Below are 14,696 nucleotides of genomic sequence, written 5' to 3'. Positions count from 1 at the left end.
GCTGGACGCCCATGCCGCAGAGCACCGCCGCGCGCATCGATCTCGCGACGCAAGCACTCGAGTTCCAGCACCTCGGCATCCGCGCAGCGACGGCTGCTTAGCGACCCTGCGGAGGCTGCCGCCGTTGCGCCTCTTCACGCGCCGCCGCGACGAGGTCACGCATCGCCAGGGAAGAACGGAACGGAGGAACCCGGAACTCTTCCACCCTGGACGGGTTCGCCGCATCGACGTGCGCCTCCCCGACGATGCCCCGTTCAGTAACGGACTGCCGGTAGAGGTGGCGCACGTACCTGTATTGCCCATCCGGGCCGGGGTAGCCGACGACCGACAGGCCAGGAGCGTGGATGCGAGAGTGGGCCCGCCAGTGCTCAATCACGGTAGCGGGCACCACCATCAGGCCCTGACGCGCACGCGGTGCGCCCGGCCGACGTCTCGAGGGCAGAAAGCAGAGCACGGATACCGCCATGGTAATCGCCGCACCCGTCAGGCACCCGAACCACCAGGCCGGTGCGCTCGGCAATCCTCCTGGCTCCCTGGTCATCGCGACGGGGAAGAAGACGAGTGAGATCGCTGCCCCGATCCCCGCAGACCCCAGCTGGTACTTCGTGAAGCGAGCGACGCTGCCACCAGTGCGGCGTCGGCCCAGTGCCAAGCGGACGAACAGCTGACCGCCAACGCAGGACACTACGGCCGTCACCGCGCCGGCAGCGATGGCAATCTCTGCATCACTCGCCGGATCGATCAACAGCAGCAACCCGAACACCAGCATGAACATGGAAATCGCCAGCAACCCGTTAGCGGCGCCGCAGATGACGGCTGCGGCCTTCCTCCCGGCGCCGAGACGTAGCGGTTCGAGCGACATCAGCCGTCGTAGACGAAGTCCTGGGGTTCGACGCCCTTACCGATCAGCTGCCACGCTCCATCTCGCAATCGTACGGTCGAGATCGAGCAGTTCGGGAAGATCTCATCCGAGGGTGTCTCGGGCACCAGCTGGCGCAGCAGCGTCGAGATGAAGCCGCCGTGCGATACGACCAGACCGCCCACGGGCCCTTCGCCCGGGAGTTCCGCGAGCGCCATCAGCGCGTGAGCGAGTGCGCGATCGGCGCGCAGCACGATCTCGGCGGCATATTCGCTCTTACCGGTTTCGTCGAGGCCGGCGAGCCCGTCGAACATCCCGCTCCAGCCCAGGTCGTCCGCGAGCTCTCGCATGGCGTCGAGTTCGCGCTCGACCTCAATGTTGTGCTTTGCGATGAGCTTGCCCCAGACCTGTTCCGAAAGCATTTCCTCATGACCGCCGAAGTTCCACTCCCGCAGCTCTTCGTGGAACGTCGCCTCGAGCCCGTCCGCGCGGCCATCGAGAATGCCTCGTGTCGTCGTGACGCAGCGGCGGAGGTCGGAGGAGAACGCGAGGTCGAGGGGTACCGGCGCGAGCGCACGCCCCGCCGTCGCGATCTGCTCCATGCCGAGTTCCGTGAGCGGGGAGTCCGACCAGCCCTGCATCCGATGCTCCGTGTTGAAGACGGTCTGGCCGTGTCGCACGATGAACAGCGACGCCTCTCGCCCGCCCATCAGGTCCGCCAGCTCCTGGGGGCTGCGCTGTTCGTCCGAGCGCTTATCGATACGGGGGGTTTGCTCTGTCATCTCTTCGATATCCTCTCAAGCCATTCGTTGTAAGCCTTCAGGTCCGCGTCGCCGTCTCGGTCGGCTTTCCGGTCGACGCGTTTCGCTTCGCGATCGTCTGATTTCGCCCATAGGACGACCAGGACTACCGCAAGAATCAGTGTCGGAATCTCGCCGACGCTCCACGCGATACCGCCGCCGACGCGCTGGTCGTCGAGCGCGTCGATGCCGTTCCCCATCGCGCCGAAGTACTCGGGTGCGATGAGCGTCGTATTCGTCATGATCGACAACCCGAAGAACGCGTGGAACGCCATCGTCACAAGCATCAGGAGGATGCGCAGTGGGAACGGCGCCGACTTCGGCTGCGGGTCGATGGCGAGCAGCATCGATACCCACAGGTAGCCGGCGGCGGTGAAGTGGAAGACCATCCAGATGTGCCCGAGGTGGTACACCATCGCCCACTCGATGATGGGCGTGTAGTAGAACACCCACATCGACAGCACGAAGATGGCGCTGGCGACGATGGGGCTGCTGATGACGGCCATGTACTTCGAGTGCACGATGCTGAGCAGCCATTCTCGCGGTCCGCGCGACCCGTCCTTGCGTGGTTTGATAGCGCGCATCGCGAGCGTAATCGGGGCACCGACCGCGAGCATGATGGGTACGGCCATGCCGATCATCATGTGGGTCAGCATGTGCCAGGAGAAGAAATAGAACTGGTAGACGTTGAGCGCACCACTCGTCAACCAGAAGAACGCGACCGAGCCCAGCACCCAGAACACCGTCCTGTGCGCGGGCCATGCGTCGCCGCGGCGACGCAGCCGAATGACGCCCCAGATATAGAACAGCGCCATGCAGGCCGCGATCATCGCCCAGAGCGGATCCAGCAACCATTCGGTGAAGAGCCTGTGCGGTTCGAAGGGGGGTGGCAGGGGTCTTCCGGTCAGAATGCGTGCCGGAGCATCGAATCCTTCCGCCACGACCTCCGGGATGGGCGTCTCCGTTCGAGCCAGCGCGCCGGCGAGCCCGAACGTGACGAGCATGATGATGAGCTCGAATCCCAGGAAGCGGCGGGTCTTCCCTTCGCGCGCGGCGGGGAGCATCCTGCGGCGCTGGATCGCTCCGAAGACGCCGAGAACAACGAGCAGGGCGGTCTTCGCGAGCGCCAACTGACCATAGGGAGTTGTCCAGAGTCCGTCCCAGCCCGAGCGGACGAGCGCCGAGACGACACCGGAGGCAGCCACTGCGAAGAAGGAGAACAGCGCGAGCGTCGAGTACCGTTCCGCGACCGTACCGAAGTTCGGCTTATCGGTGAAGTGCAGAACGGCCAGCAATGCGAGCCCGCCGACCCAGATGCAGGAGAACAGGATGTGGATGAACATCCCGGTGACCGCGACCTTATGCCACTCCGTACCGCCCGCGTGGCCGGCGGCGGCCATCGCGCCGAGCGGGACAGCGAACAGCACGGTGACGAAAGCGACCGCGACGTGCCCGCGCACGGTTATCAGCAGCGTCGTCAGCAGAGCGAGCGCAACGACGGAGAGCAGCAGAACCTGCCCCGCTTCGATCTCGGTGAAGAAGAACAGGAACGCGTCGGTGAAGGCACTCTCGACCGATAGTTCGGATGTCACGAGCGTTCTGAACGACAACCACGCGGTCGCTGCCGAGGCGACGGTCGCTATGCCGGTCGCAGCGGCCGCAACGTCGATGAAACGGTTCCAGGATGCGGACTTCGGAGGGAGCGCGAAGCACGCGAGAACGAGCCCACCGACGGCGACCGCGAGGGCACCGTCTTGGAGGAATCTGACTATCGGGTATCCCCAGCGCACAACAGGGCCCGGATCTCCCGCAGGAACCGGTGCCGCCCCTCCCCCGAACTGGAGGGCCGCCAGAAGCACTGCCAACCCGGCCGCAACGGCCACGGCGGGCAGGAGCAGACGAATTCGAGGCACCGTATCAGCCTACTGCTCCCAGCTATGCGAAAAGGGGCCCCGCGGGGCCCCTTTCCAGCTCGACGGTCGTCTTACTTGACGGCAGCCTTGAGCTTCGAACCGGCGGTCAGCTTGACGCGGTGGCCGGCCGGGATCTTGATCTCTTCGCCGGTCTGCGGGTTGCGGCCGGTGCGCGCGGCGGTCTCGGTGCGCTCTGCGCTGAGGAAGCCCGGGATCGTCACCTTGTTGCCCTTAGCGACAGCGCCCGAGATCTCGTCGAAGAGACCGTCGAGAACTGCTGCAACTGCAGTCTGGCTCTGGTCGGTTGCTGCTGCAATGTTTGCAACGAGCGTGGTCTTGTTGATGGTCTCAGCCATATGTTCCTCCTGAACGTGACAGGTGTGCCCCGCCGGAGCGGGCTTAGTACCGGACGAAAACCGCATGTTCTCGCGGATTTCGACCAGGCACCAACGTAGCCGTTTCTTCGGCCCAGGGTGTGAACCAAGCCGTGACACGCCGAAATTCCGCGTCGTTTCGACGATTTTCGTCCCCAGCAGCGCCGTTGAAGCCAGTGGACGTCCAGGTGACGCTCGGACTTCGCATAGCTCGCGACCCAATACTGAGTGGACACCCGATCAAGAGGAGACTTCGTATGAATCGTCGGACTAAGAGTTCATTGCTTGCTGTGGTTGCGCTCTTCGCCATCCCCGCCCTGAGCGCCTGCATTCTCCAACCGCCGGGTGGAGATGACGACAATCGTGACGACGACACCGTCGAGACGGACGACCAGAATCAGAACGGTGACGACCAAAACGGTGATGACCAGAATGGCGACGATCAGAACGGTGGCGATGACACGCAGCCGATGGGTGACGAGGCTCGCTTCGATGGCCCCGAGGACTTCTACGCACAGATCGGCTCAGGCATGGAAGAGTGCTCGCAGACCGCTGAGTCGCCGCTTCCGGAAGACGTCGAAGCGCTCGAGCCCATGCTGGCGGGCGCGGTCTACGCCTTCTGCACCTTCGACTCGGGTGACCAGCTGATCGGAATCCTGATGCCCGACGCTGATGGGAACATGCTCGACACCTCGATCGCCGACCCCGGCGAGATCCAGGCGTTCAAGGACGCCGCGGAGGTCACCAGCATCGCGATGGGCGGCAACTGGCTCGTGACTTCGCAGTCGGATTCTCTCGTGACGGAGTTCGCGAACACCTTCGGCGGCGAGATTCACTAACGCCGAAGCCGTAGAAGAAGGGGCGGTCGGATCAGACCGCCCCTTCTTTCATGCCTTGCGAATCGGCAGCCACAGGTCGGCGTGTGTCGGGGTCCAGTCCTCGTCGTAACGCACGACGCATAACTCCGGCCCCTCTGCCACCTCATAGGGGTTCGCCGGGAACCAGGCACCGTAGGCGTCAACCCAGAGTTGCTGAATCGAAGCGGTCTCGGCATCTTTCGACGTCAGCACGAGCCAAGTGCCCGATTCGACATCCATCGTCTCGAGGCCGTGCTCGGCAAGACTCTCGCCACTCGGCGCCTCTTCGGCTGCGGCCGCTACCCAGTAGTCGAACTTCGAGCCGTCTTCTCGTCCCTCCTCGAAGTTCGTCGACACGGCGACAATGCCCTCGGGCTGCGTTGTCGAGTGTCCCCAGATCACCTTGTGCGTCGCCTCGCCGAGGTCATCGTGAAACTGGGTCATCTGCGCATTCTCACCGTGATAGACGACACTCATGCGTTTGCTTCTCCCGACGAGCGTGAATGCCGGGCGGGTTTCCAGTCGGTAGTCCATTTGCTCTGCTCCTTCTATGCTCAGTGTTATGCGGAGGCGAGGCTGTGATTTCAGCGCGGCGCCGCTGCTACGGGCTTCGCTCGGGCCGATGCCGTGCACCGACCGAAATGCCCTACTGAACGCATCCGCCGAGCCGTATCCGAACCGCACGGCTGTATCCTGAATCGGCGTATCCCCCTCGAGAACCTCTGCCGCGGCGACCGTGAGACGGCGACGCCTGATGTAGTCGGAGAGCGGGATGCCCGCGAGCGCCGAGAACATACGACGGAAGTGGTACTCCGAGGTCAAGGTGACACGAGCGAGGTCTCGCGTGTCGATCTCCTCGGTCAGTCGGTCCTCGATCAACTGCAGCGCCCTGTTCCAGGTGTCCATCGGTACTCTCCTTCCTCTCGCTACAACCGTAGGCAAGTCCTGCGCCGTGGGCCCGATGATCCGTGCCCGACACTGTCGGAAGGGTCATCGCCTTCAGAGCACAGCAAGAAGCCCCCGCGCTGAGCGGGGGCTTCTTCAAGTCTTCACGCGGGTGCTACCAGCTGGACTTCGTGACACCGGGCAGCTCGCCACGGTGCGCCATTGCGCGGAAGCGCACACGCGAGATACCGTACTCGCCGACGTGACCGCGGGGGCGGCCGTCGATGGCGTCGCGCTTGCGAACGCGAACGGGCGACGCGTTACGGGGAAGCTTCTGCAGACCCTTGCGGGCCGCCTCGCGCTCCTCGTCGGTTGCCTTCGGGTTCACGAGCGTCTTCTTCAGCTCAAGGCGCTTCTCGGCGTAGCGGGCGACGATGGCCTTACGCTGCTCGTTCTTGGCGATTTTGCTCTTCTTGGCCATTATCGCTCCTCTCGGAATTCAACGTGCTGACGAACCACCGGGTCGTACTTCTTCAGTACGAGACGGTCAGGGTTGTTGCGACGGTTCTTACGGGTTACGTAGGTGTAGCCGGTACCTGCCGTCGAACGGAGCTTGATGATGGGACGAACGTCCTGCGACTTCTTCGCCATTAGAGCTTCACTCCCTTCGCCTGCAGTTCGGAAACGACGGACTCGATGCCACGAGCGTCGATCACCTTGATGCCCTTCGCCGACAGGGTGAGTGTCACCTTGCGGCCGAGCGAGGGCACGAAATAGGTCTTCTTCTGCACGTTCGGGTCGAAGCGGCGCTTCGTCCGGCGGTGCGAGTGCGAAATGTTGTGTCCGAAGCCGGGCTTGGCTCCGGTCACCTGGCACACTGCTGCCATGGTTCCTCCAGGGTTACCGTGAGCTCGTTGGCTCACCCAAGATCACTTGCCTGCTTCCTTCACTTCCTGCCTCCACCGAGGTGGTGACGGGGTTGAAAGATGCCGTGGCGGATGCCACAAGGTTCTACTTTACCGGATGGGAGCGCTCAGCGGAAGCGCAGTGGCCAAATCGGCCACGGGTTCCCGTGAGAATAGGAGGGAGACGCACGCTTGGGAGGCTCCCAAACGGCGTTCTTGCGACTATTTCGCGGGATGCGCGATTCAAAACTCCCAGAACGTTCGTTTCGACGCCTTCGCAGCCCGGAAAATCGCGTGTTGTTATTGTCGTATGCGTTGTCGCGCTGCCGGGACTTCGCCAGGACGCGCAGACAGCAACCCATCACTATGAATGCAAAACACCAGAACCAGCACGACGACAACGACAATGAAGCGCGCAGCAGGAAGCCTGCCGAGGCTCCTCCCAAAACGGGAGGCCGCCTGCAGCGAGCCATCAAGGATGCCGCCAGCGCGTCCATCCCATCCCCTCACCCGGGCCTGATCCCCGGCATCGGCGTAGAACGTACCGGAGTCAGATTCCCGACCAACGTCGCGGTGCTCGTCGGCGCGATCGCCGTGACCCTCTCGGTCATCGTCTGGGCATTCGTTGCCCCCGACAACCTGGCAGAAGTGGGAGCGGCGGCACTGACGTGGGTCACAACGAACTTCGGCTGGCTCTTCAGCGCCCTCGCCATTGCAATCGCGCTGTTCATGCTGGTCGTCGGCTACGGCCGCACGGGCGGCATCCGCCTCGGAGCAGACGAAGAGAAGCCCGAGTTCACGACCCGATCGTGGATCTCGATGCTCTTCGCCGCTGGACTCGGCATCGGCCTGCTGTTCTACGGACCGCTCGAGCCGCTCACCTATTTCCAGAATCCGTCGCCCAGCCAGGACGTCCAGGGCGGCACCGAGGCGGCCATCCTGCCGGCCTTCGGGCAGACTTTCCTGCATTGGGGTCCTATCGCCTGGTCCTTCTATGCGCTCGTCGGCGGCGCGATCGCCTACAGTGCCTACCGCAGAGGCCGCGCTCCGTTGATCTCCGCTCTGTTCGAGCCCGTCTTCCCCGGTTCGAGCAACAAGGTGCTCGGCAAGTTCATCGACTTCTTCGCGATCATCGTCACGCTCTTCGGCACCGCAGTGTCACTCGGTATCGGAGCGATGCAGATTCAGAGCGGATTCACGTTCGTGACGGGGCTCGGGCCGTTCGGCAACATGTTCCTGATCGGTGCCATCGCCGTTCTCGCGTCGCTGTTCATCGCGTCCGCTGTTTCGGGCATTAAACGCGGCATCCGGATGCTGTCCAACATCAACATGGTGCTCACGGGAGCGCTGGCGGTCTTCGTGTTCATCGTCGGCCCGACCGTATTCATCCTCAACTACTTGCCGGCGTCGATGGTCGAGTTCGTGAAGCAGCTCGGCGCCATGCTGACGCTCAACGCGAGCCAGGGGCCGGAAGCGGTTGACTTCCTAGGGGCCTGGACCACCTATTACTGGGCCTGGTGGGTTTCGTGGACTCCCTTCGTCGGCATGTTCATCGCGAAGATCTCCCGCGGCCGCACCCTCCGCGAGTTCGTGACCACGATCGTCCTCGTCCCCTCCGGCATCGTGATCGGCTGGTTCGTCGTCTACGGATCCACAGCGATCTTCATGACGATGAACGGCGAGGATCTGCAGAGCGGCGGCACGAGCGAAGAGGTGTTCTTCCAGCTGCTGCAGCGGCTCCCACTCGGCATGATCACGTCGGCGATCGCCATGATCGCCGTGATCGTGTTCTTCGTCACGGCCGCCGACTCGGCATCCATCGTGATGGCCTCGATGTCGCAGAGCGGCAGGCCGGAACCCGCGAAGTGGGTGACCGTCGTCTGGGGTCTGCTGCTCGCGCTCATCGCCAGTGCTCTGCTGCTCGCGGGAGGACAGGCCACGCTATCGGGGCTCCAGCAGTTGATGGTCGTCTCGGCGCTGCCGTTCGCGTTCGTCGTGATCGGGGTCATGATTTCGTGGGCCAAGGATCTCCGGACCGATCCGTACATCATTCGGCACCGCTACGCGAGAGCCGCCATCGCACAGGGTGTTCGTCGAGGCATCGACGAGTACGGTGATGACTTCGTCTTCGGGGCGAGCGAAGTGCCCTCGGAAGAGGGCGCGGGAGCGGGCTTCGACAGCGAGGATCCCGCGCTCACCGAGTGGTACGTCGATGCTGCAACGGATGCCCTGCCGACCGTCACGAGCGAGGACGTGCAGCGCACGCTCGAGCCGGGGCGCATCCAACCGCGTGGCGAGAACCAGCCGGAGCGCGCGGCATCGGGTGATGCAGCACTCACGGTCGGTGAGCGCATCGAGCGCGAACGCGACGACGAGCCCGACGACCCGAAATAGCGCACGGCGAGGGGGCTCCCGCCGAGCGGAACCTACTGCTGCGGCGGATACTGCGGCGGAGGCCCCTGCGGCGGCTGACCCTGCTGCGGCTGACCGGGCGGCGGCTGACCGGGAGCGCCGTACGCGGGACCTTGCTCACCCGGTGCCGCAGCCGGGTAGCCGGGTGCGGGGTATCCGGGCGGGTACCCCTGGTGCTCTTGGGGATTACCGTAGTGCGGAGCGGGGGGAACCGGGGGTTTCGGCCGCGCCGCCACCTCATCGTTGCGCTGGTTCCAGACCAGCAGCAGAAGGATGCAGGCCGCGAGCGCCGCGAGAATGACCACGGCCACGAGCGAGCGCCAGTACCAGTCACCGACGTCCACGCCGAATCGCTGCAACGGCAGGTGCAGTGTCATCAGGACGCCCGCCAGGGCGATGAGCCCTGCTGTGACGAATCCGAATCCGCGGCCGATCGCGAGCTTCATGCGCTCGCCGCTCGTGAGCACCAACCACGCAAGACCCCATACGGCCCGTGTGGTCAACACGATGTAGGGGATCTGATACCAGAGATCCCATACACCGTAGTCGTATCCCGAGCGATCGACCGAACGGTAGATCCAGATCGTCAGCATCAAGACGATGATCATGTATCCGTTCGTCGCGGTACCGATCACAAGTGGCCGGGACGACGATCTGCTGAGTGTGAGATCCAGCGCAAGGAGCCCGGTGAAAGCGACGAAGCCGACGACGGTCCAGAAGACACGGGGTCCCTGCGAGGCGATCTCGCCGGTGAAGACCAGGACGATCGCGAGTATCGCAACGAGTACGAGCAGAGCAATACCCATGAAGAGTGCCGGATGCAGACCCAGGATCCGCCCTCCGCGCTTCGGGGGCTGCGTCTGCTGATAGCCCATATCCTGATCAACTCCCGGCGCGTTCGCCTGCGGAACTTGCGGTTGCTGTTCGTTGGGCATATCGCCCTCCTTTGCCATTCCACGAAATCGATATTGAGGGTCGTTTTCCTACTGTGCACCCGTTTGGTGCGAAACGGCTGGAAACTACCGGTTGCTGTCCGGCGACGAATTACCCGACGGTCGCCTTCCTCTGACACTCGACGCACACGCCGAAGACATCGACGACGTGGCTGGCATCCGTGAATCCGTGTTCGCTCGCGACCTCACGCGCCCACTGCTCGACCACCTTGGCCCCGATCTCGACCGTGAGACCGCAGCTGCGGCAGATCAAGTGATGGTGATGCTTGGGCGAGCACGCGCGATACAGTTGCTCGCCCTCCGACTGCAACGAATCGGCATCGCCCTGCTCGGCGAGCGTGGCCAGCGCACGGTAGACCGTCGTGAGGCCAATCGGCGAACCGGTGTCGCGCATCCGGGCGTGCAGGGTCTGCGCCGAGACGAACTCTTCTGTCGCCTCGAGCGCTTCTTGCACGGCAGCGCGCTGCCATGTCTTGCGTCGTTGTGGCTGGCTCACGGTGCCTCTACGCTATCGCGAACCGACGTCGGTGGCACGCCGCCGGCCAAGCATCCTGCGGAAGGGCACGAGCGACACTGCGAAGCACGCCGTCGCGACGAGCGTTATGGCTCCTCCTGCCGAGATCTCCAGTGCGCGCGACAGCAGGAGGCCCGCAACGCCGCTGAATGTTCCGAGCACGGGAGCGAGCACGAACATACCGGTCACGGTGCGGGTGAACTGCTGTGCAGCCGCAGCGGGGGCCACGATGAGCGCAACGGAGAGGATCGCCCCGACAACGGGCATGAGCGTCACGACGGTCGCCGCGATCAGGGTCAGGGTGAGCGACTCGATGAACCAGCTGCGCATCCCGGCCGCACGGTAGGCGTCGCGGTCGAAGCTCTCGAAGAGAATCCGGCGGCCGAACACGACGATCATCGCAGCGGCGAAGACGAGCACGACCACCGTGAGCGTCAGCTGCTGCACATCGGTTGCGAGAATCGACCCCGTCAGGAACGACTCGACATTGATCGGCACACTCGAGACCGACTGCAGCAGGATGCCGAGCGCGAAGCCGGTCGTGAGCATGATGCCGGACGCAACCGAGGCGCCCTGCGCGCGAATGCGCCCGATCGCGGTCGCGATCCCGACCAGGCCGATCGAGCCCACGGCGGCGCCGATAACGGGCGGGATGCCCAGCAGAGTTGCCGCGATCGCCCCGGGGAACGTCGCGTGCGTGAGCGACATCGTGAAGAACGCACGCTGCCGAACGACGACGAGGACGCCGACGAGACCCGCCAGCGCACCCGCGAGCACCGCTTCGATGACGGCCCTTGTGAAGTAGGTCAGCTCCACCGTCACCGCCTCCCGAACCGTGGCACGAGTGCGTACACCGCGAGGAACAGCAGATAGACGGCGATCATCGTCAAGGCGACAACGCCCCCGGGGGCCGCCTGCACGTCGAGGTCCATCGACAACTGCCAGGCGAACATCAAGCCCAGCACGGACGTCACGGCTGCGAAGGCCGTCGCAACGAGCACGGCGCCGCCGATGCGCGGAACAACGAGTCTCGCCGCGGCACCTGGCACGATGAGCACGGCGAGGACGAGCAGTGTCCCGACTGCCGCGGAAGCGGCGACGACGACGAGTACGACCGCGCCGTTGAGCACACTGTCCAGCAACGCGGATCGGAGACCGGATGCCCGTGCCCCGCCCGCATCGAACGCCCTGAACACCTGCTGCCGCCAGGTCACGGTCACCGCCAGCACGGCAAGGGCCACGAGCACGGAGGTGATCGTGATCTGCGAATCCGTGATCGACAGCAATCGCCCGAACAGCATCTCGCTCAGCTGGCCGCTGTAGCCCTGCTGCGTCGAAACCAGAATCACACCGATCGAGAAGAACGCCGTGAGCAGAATCGCGATAAGACTCTGGTCACCGATGCCGCGCCGTTGCAGCAACGTGAGCAGCACTGAGGAGAGGAGTGCGATCACGAGCGCACCGGGCAGCAGCCCCGGTTCACCCGCGGCCAGAAACCCCAGCACGAGGCCGGGAAACACGGCGTGCGTGAGTCCGTCCGTCAGGAACTCCAGGCGGCGCAGGTTGATCATGACGCCGACCGTCCCCGCCGCGGCGGCGAGTACGAGCAGCGTCACCAGCGCTCGCAGCATGAAGGGCAGCTGGAACGCATCCAGCAGGTCGGTCATCCCGTTTCCGTTTCGGCTCGTTCCGTTTCGTGGCCGTGATGAGGATGCTCGCTCGCGTGATGCTCTGCGGTCGTGAGCGTGTGCCCGTCGATTTCAACGGCCTCGCGATCGAAGGTGCGTTGCACCTGCTCGAGCGTGAGCACGCAATCGGTCTCGTCGAACGCGATCTGCTCGCCGTTGACGAGCAGCGTCTTCTCGGTTGCCGACTTGGCGAGGTCGAGATCGTGCGTCGTGATGATCATGGCGACACCTTCGACCTTGAGGCGGCGCACGATGTCGAGCAGTGTGTCTCGGCTTTCGGAGTCCAGCCCGTTGAACGGTTCGTCGAGCAGGAGCAGCGAGGGCCCCGCCGCGATCGCCCTCGCCAAGAGCCCGCGCTGGCGTTGCCCGCCGGACAGCTCGCCGAAACGCTGCTTGCGCTGCTCGGTGAGGCGGACCGTCGCGAGTGCCTCCCTCACCGCGTGCCGGTCATCCCTGGAGGGCCAGAGGAATCCCCGTTTCGGGACACGCCCCATCATGACGACCTGCTCGAGCGAGACGGGGAAGTCGCGGTCGACGCCCTGATGCTGGGGGAGCAGACCGACGCTGCCCGGTTTGGTCGGAACGACGAATCGGGCGGCCCTATGCCGTACCGTGCCGAGGACGCCGGCGAGGAGGGTCGACTTCCCGGCGCCGTTCGGGCCGATCAGCGAAACTGCCTCGCCCGCGTGCACGTCGAACGAGACGCCGGCGAGCGCCGGCTTGCCGTTGTAGTTGAAGCTCGCATCCCGGATGCTGACGACGGGCTCTTGCTCGTGGCCGCTCATTGCAAGACGTCGGGAAGCTCGGGTGCTTCACCGCCTCCCCACGCCTCGACCATGAGGCGGGTGTTGTGGATCTGGCTGCCGATGTATGTTTCGCCGGGTGAGCCCTCGGCACCGAGTGAGTCGGTGAAGAGCGACTCCTCCCCCGAATACACCTCGACGTCGGCTTCCGCTGCGATCGTGTTCGCCAGATCCGCGGGGAGCTGCGACTCCGAGAAGATCGCCCTGGCGCCCGTTCCGCGAATGTCTGCGACGAGTCGGTCGATGGCCGCGGCGCTGACTTCGGCATTGTCGTCGAATGACGGGAGGAGACTGCCGACGACCTCGATGTCGTAGGCTTCCGCGAGGTAGTGGAAGCTGTCGTGGCTCGTCACGAGCAGGCGATCCTCGACGGGTACCTGCTCGAAGGCTTCGCCCATCCAGTGCTGCAGCGCTTCGAGCTGCTCCACGTAATCATCGGTGTTCTCGCTGATGGTCGCAGCGCTGCCCTCGTCGAGCTGTGCGAGCTGGTCGCCGATGGTCTCAGCCATGGCGATGACGTTGGCAGGGTCGGTCCAGAGGTGCGGATCGGCGTCGTGATCATGGCCGTGGTCATCTTCCCCGTGATCATCGTGGTCTTCGAGATCGCCGGAGAGTGCAAGCCCCTCGGACGCATCGATCATCACACCGTCGAACCCGCTCGATTCGAGTACCGGGGCGAGCCAATCCTCGAGCCCTGCGCCATTCAGAACAATGGCATCCGCCTGACCCAGCGCCTGCAGAGATGCCGGCGTCGGGTCGAAGCCGTGCGCGGACGCTCCCGGTTGCAGCAGCTGCGTGAGGTTCACGTCATCGCCCGCAATGGTGCGTGTCACGTCGCCAATCTGCGTCGTGGTTGCGACGATACTGAGACCTTCGCCGGCGTCTTCGCCCTCGCCCGCTGACGAACACGCGGTCGCGGTCAGCGCGAGTGCGCCCGCGATACCGAGGGCGCTGAGGAGTGTTCTTCGCGTTGAGTGCATGCATTAAGACTAAAGTTATCGAAAATCATTGTCAAAACCGAAGCGGTTCGGAGCAGTGGATTACGCGAACAGTTCGGCAAGCTCCTGAGCGACATCGGTGACGTCGGAGTAGCCGGGGAACTTGCGTTCGGGGCTCGCTGCTCGCTCCTGTGCCGTCACGAGCGCTTTCACGCGAATCACGTGCGTCTCGGCGGCCGTCTCTCGAAGCTCGTGGCCAACCGCTGCGAGCCACGTTTCGGCGGCGGCTTTCAGGGCGACGTAGTTCGCGTTGCCGGCGGTGGGTTTCTCGACGCCCTTCGTTGAGATGATGGCGATGCGCCCTGCTGTGGAGCGCCCGATGGCGCCCGCGAACGCACGCGTCGTATTGCGCAGCGTCGTCACCACCCTGGCCTCGAGCCAGTCGTAGTCGTCGTCGGTCTGCCCTGCGAGCCCGCCGCCACCGCGCCATCCGCCGACGAGGTGCACGAGACCGTCCACGTCTCCGAGCCTCGTTGCGAGTTGTTCAACGGCTGCGGGGTCGGTCAGGTCGACCACCGCGCGTTCGGCCGCGGGAACAGCCTCGAGCCGTTCGGCATTCGTCCCGACGGCCACGACGTCGTGGCCGGCTTCCTCCAGTCGCCGCGCGGTTTCGATACCGAGGGCGCTTGTTGCTCCAGCAATAACGATTCTCATACCGTCCAGCCTATGACGGGACGGGTCGGCGCTCGCGTCGCCGCGTCCACGGCCAGGTCATGAGCGCCCATACGGCGGCCG

17 protein-coding genes are annotated in these 14,696 nt (G+C 64.6%); 2 read left to right on the top strand and 15 right to left on the bottom strand.

Annotation, left to right across the window (positions count from 1 at the left end):
- Nucleotides 1-97: 97 nt before the first annotated feature.
- From Q0O95_RS10435 to Q0O95_RS10420, 4 genes are all read right to left on the bottom strand, one after another.
- Nucleotides 98-862 carry a hypothetical protein gene (locus Q0O95_RS10435; RefSeq protein WP_293698149.1) on the bottom strand — a complete coding sequence of 255 codons (765 nt, stop codon included), beginning with the start codon at nucleotides 860-862 and terminating at the stop codon, nucleotides 98-100.
- Nucleotides 862-1,641 carry a histidine phosphatase family protein gene (locus Q0O95_RS10430; RefSeq protein ID WP_293698146.1) on the bottom strand — a complete coding sequence of 260 codons (780 nt, stop codon included), beginning with the start codon at nucleotides 1,639-1,641 and terminating at the stop codon, nucleotides 862-864. Before Q0O95_RS10430 ends, Q0O95_RS10435 begins: the two co-directional genes overlap by 1 nt.
- Entirely contained in the window at nucleotides 1,638-3,572 is a 1,935-nt protein-coding gene (locus Q0O95_RS10425) for a bifunctional copper resistance protein CopD/cytochrome c oxidase assembly protein (RefSeq protein WP_293698143.1), read from the bottom strand. The genes Q0O95_RS10430 and Q0O95_RS10425 overlap by 4 nt, the downstream gene beginning before the upstream one ends.
- 71 nt (nucleotides 3,573-3,643) lie before the next feature.
- The gene (locus Q0O95_RS10420; protein ID WP_293698141.1) at nucleotides 3,644-3,928 is read right to left on the bottom strand and encodes an HU family DNA-binding protein; all 285 of its coding nucleotides are present in this window, start codon (nucleotides 3,926-3,928) and stop codon (nucleotides 3,644-3,646) included.
- A gap of 275 nt (nucleotides 3,929-4,203) precedes the next feature.
- Here Q0O95_RS10420 and Q0O95_RS10415 point away from each other — a divergent pair, with 275 nt between their 5' ends.
- Nucleotides 4,204-4,785 carry a hypothetical protein gene (locus tag Q0O95_RS10415; protein WP_293698138.1) on the top strand — a complete coding sequence of 194 codons (582 nt, stop codon included), beginning with the start codon at nucleotides 4,204-4,206 and terminating at the stop codon, nucleotides 4,783-4,785.
- Between the two features lie 48 nt (nucleotides 4,786-4,833).
- Here Q0O95_RS10415 and Q0O95_RS10410 read toward each other — a convergent pair whose 3' ends face one another.
- The 4 genes from Q0O95_RS10410 to rpmB form a co-directional block, all read right to left on the bottom strand.
- Nucleotides 4,834-5,709 (bottom strand): helix-turn-helix domain-containing protein, encoded by an 876-nt coding sequence (locus Q0O95_RS10410; protein ID WP_293698136.1) that lies wholly within the window; start codon nucleotides 5,707-5,709, stop codon nucleotides 4,834-4,836.
- A 154-nt stretch (nucleotides 5,710-5,863) separates the two neighbouring features.
- A complete protein-coding gene (gene rpsN, locus Q0O95_RS10405; RefSeq protein ID WP_293698133.1) occupies nucleotides 5,864-6,169 on the bottom strand; it encodes a 30S ribosomal protein S14 in 306 nt (101 codons plus the stop codon).
- A complete protein-coding gene (gene rpmG / locus Q0O95_RS10400) occupies nucleotides 6,169-6,339 on the bottom strand; it encodes a 50S ribosomal protein L33 (protein ID WP_293698130.1) in 171 nt (56 codons plus the stop codon). Before rpmG ends, rpsN begins: the two co-directional genes overlap by 1 nt.
- A complete protein-coding gene (rpmB, locus tag Q0O95_RS10395) occupies nucleotides 6,339-6,575 on the bottom strand; it encodes a 50S ribosomal protein L28 (protein ID WP_293698127.1) in 237 nt (78 codons plus the stop codon). Before rpmB ends, rpmG begins: the two co-directional genes overlap by 1 nt.
- Nucleotides 6,576-6,959: 384 nt before the next feature.
- Between rpmB and Q0O95_RS10390 the strand changes: the two genes are divergently transcribed.
- Complete coding sequence (locus Q0O95_RS10390) at nucleotides 6,960-8,987, top strand: BCCT family transporter (protein WP_293698124.1); 2,028 nt, start codon at nucleotides 6,960-6,962, stop codon at nucleotides 8,985-8,987.
- A gap of 32 nt (nucleotides 8,988-9,019) precedes the next feature.
- Here the strand turns inward: Q0O95_RS10390 and Q0O95_RS10385 are convergent, their stop codons facing one another.
- The 7 genes from Q0O95_RS10385 to Q0O95_RS10355 form a co-directional block, all read right to left on the bottom strand.
- Nucleotides 9,020-9,940 (bottom strand): hypothetical protein, encoded by a 921-nt coding sequence (locus tag Q0O95_RS10385; RefSeq protein ID WP_293698121.1) that lies wholly within the window; start codon nucleotides 9,938-9,940, stop codon nucleotides 9,020-9,022.
- Between the two features lie 109 nt (nucleotides 9,941-10,049).
- Nucleotides 10,050-10,454 (bottom strand): Fur family transcriptional regulator, encoded by a 405-nt coding sequence (locus Q0O95_RS10380; protein WP_293698118.1) that lies wholly within the window; start codon nucleotides 10,452-10,454, stop codon nucleotides 10,050-10,052.
- Nucleotides 10,455-10,466: 12 nt separating this feature from the next.
- The gene (locus Q0O95_RS10375) at nucleotides 10,467-11,288 is read right to left on the bottom strand and encodes a metal ABC transporter permease (RefSeq protein ID WP_293698116.1); all 822 of its coding nucleotides are present in this window, start codon (nucleotides 11,286-11,288) and stop codon (nucleotides 10,467-10,469) included.
- Nucleotides 11,289-11,290: 2 nt separating this feature from the next.
- Complete coding sequence (locus Q0O95_RS10370; protein WP_293698113.1) at nucleotides 11,291-12,139, bottom strand: metal ABC transporter permease; 849 nt, start codon at nucleotides 12,137-12,139, stop codon at nucleotides 11,291-11,293.
- Nucleotides 12,136-12,945, bottom strand: a complete 810-nt coding sequence (locus Q0O95_RS10365) for a metal ABC transporter ATP-binding protein (RefSeq protein WP_293698110.1) — start codon at nucleotides 12,943-12,945, stop codon at nucleotides 12,136-12,138. The genes Q0O95_RS10370 and Q0O95_RS10365 overlap by 4 nt, the downstream gene beginning before the upstream one ends.
- On the bottom strand, nucleotides 12,942-13,943 hold the full coding sequence (locus Q0O95_RS10360) for a metal ABC transporter substrate-binding protein (RefSeq protein ID WP_293698107.1): 1,002 nt from the start codon (nucleotides 13,941-13,943) through the stop codon (nucleotides 12,942-12,944). Before Q0O95_RS10360 ends, Q0O95_RS10365 begins: the two co-directional genes overlap by 4 nt.
- A 60-nt stretch (nucleotides 13,944-14,003) precedes the next feature.
- Nucleotides 14,004-14,615, bottom strand: a complete 612-nt coding sequence (locus Q0O95_RS10355; RefSeq protein ID WP_293698104.1) for an SDR family NAD(P)-dependent oxidoreductase — start codon at nucleotides 14,613-14,615, stop codon at nucleotides 14,004-14,006.
- Nucleotides 14,616-14,696: the final 81 nt, after the last annotated feature.

This window comes from uncultured Agrococcus sp. (assembly GCF_945915485.1).
In the GTDB taxonomy this organism is placed as follows: Bacteria; Actinomycetota; Actinomycetes; order Actinomycetales; family Microbacteriaceae; genus Agrococcus.
This window is presented reverse-complemented; position numbering and strand designations above follow the sequence as displayed.

Coding starts and splice junctions, on each gene's coding strand:
- Q0O95_RS10385 (WP_293698121.1), bottom strand. CDS start 9,940: ATGCCCAACGAACAGCAACCGCAAGTTCCGCAGGCGAACGCGCCGGGA.
- Q0O95_RS10410 (WP_293698136.1), bottom strand. CDS start 5,709: ATGGACACCTGGAACAGGGCGCTGCAGTTGATCGAGGACCGACTGACC.
- rpmG (WP_293698130.1), bottom strand. CDS start 6,339: ATGGCGAAGAAGTCGCAGGACGTTCGTCCCATCATCAAGCTCCGTTCG.
- rpsN (WP_293698133.1), bottom strand. CDS start 6,169: ATGGCCAAGAAGAGCAAAATCGCCAAGAACGAGCAGCGTAAGGCCATC.
- Q0O95_RS10355 (WP_293698104.1), bottom strand. CDS start 14,615: ATGAGAATCGTTATTGCTGGAGCAACAAGCGCCCTCGGTATCGAAACC.
- Q0O95_RS10435 (WP_293698149.1), bottom strand. CDS start 862: ATGTCGCTCGAACCGCTACGTCTCGGCGCCGGGAGGAAGGCCGCAGCC.
- Q0O95_RS10370 (WP_293698113.1), bottom strand. CDS start 12,139: ATGACCGACCTGCTGGATGCGTTCCAGCTGCCCTTCATGCTGCGAGCG.
- Q0O95_RS10390 (WP_293698124.1), top strand. CDS start 6,960: ATGAATGCAAAACACCAGAACCAGCACGACGACAACGACAATGAAGCG.
- Q0O95_RS10365 (WP_293698110.1), bottom strand. CDS start 12,945: ATGAGCGGCCACGAGCAAGAGCCCGTCGTCAGCATCCGGGATGCGAGC.
- Q0O95_RS10415 (WP_293698138.1), top strand. CDS start 4,204: ATGAATCGTCGGACTAAGAGTTCATTGCTTGCTGTGGTTGCGCTCTTC.
- Q0O95_RS10430 (WP_293698146.1), bottom strand. CDS start 1,641: ATGACAGAGCAAACCCCCCGTATCGATAAGCGCTCGGACGAACAGCGC.
- Q0O95_RS10420 (WP_293698141.1), bottom strand. CDS start 3,928: ATGGCTGAGACCATCAACAAGACCACGCTCGTTGCAAACATTGCAGCA.
- rpmB (WP_293698127.1), bottom strand. CDS start 6,575: ATGGCAGCAGTGTGCCAGGTGACCGGAGCCAAGCCCGGCTTCGGACAC.
- Q0O95_RS10360 (WP_293698107.1), bottom strand. CDS start 13,943: ATGCACTCAACGCGAAGAACACTCCTCAGCGCCCTCGGTATCGCGGGC.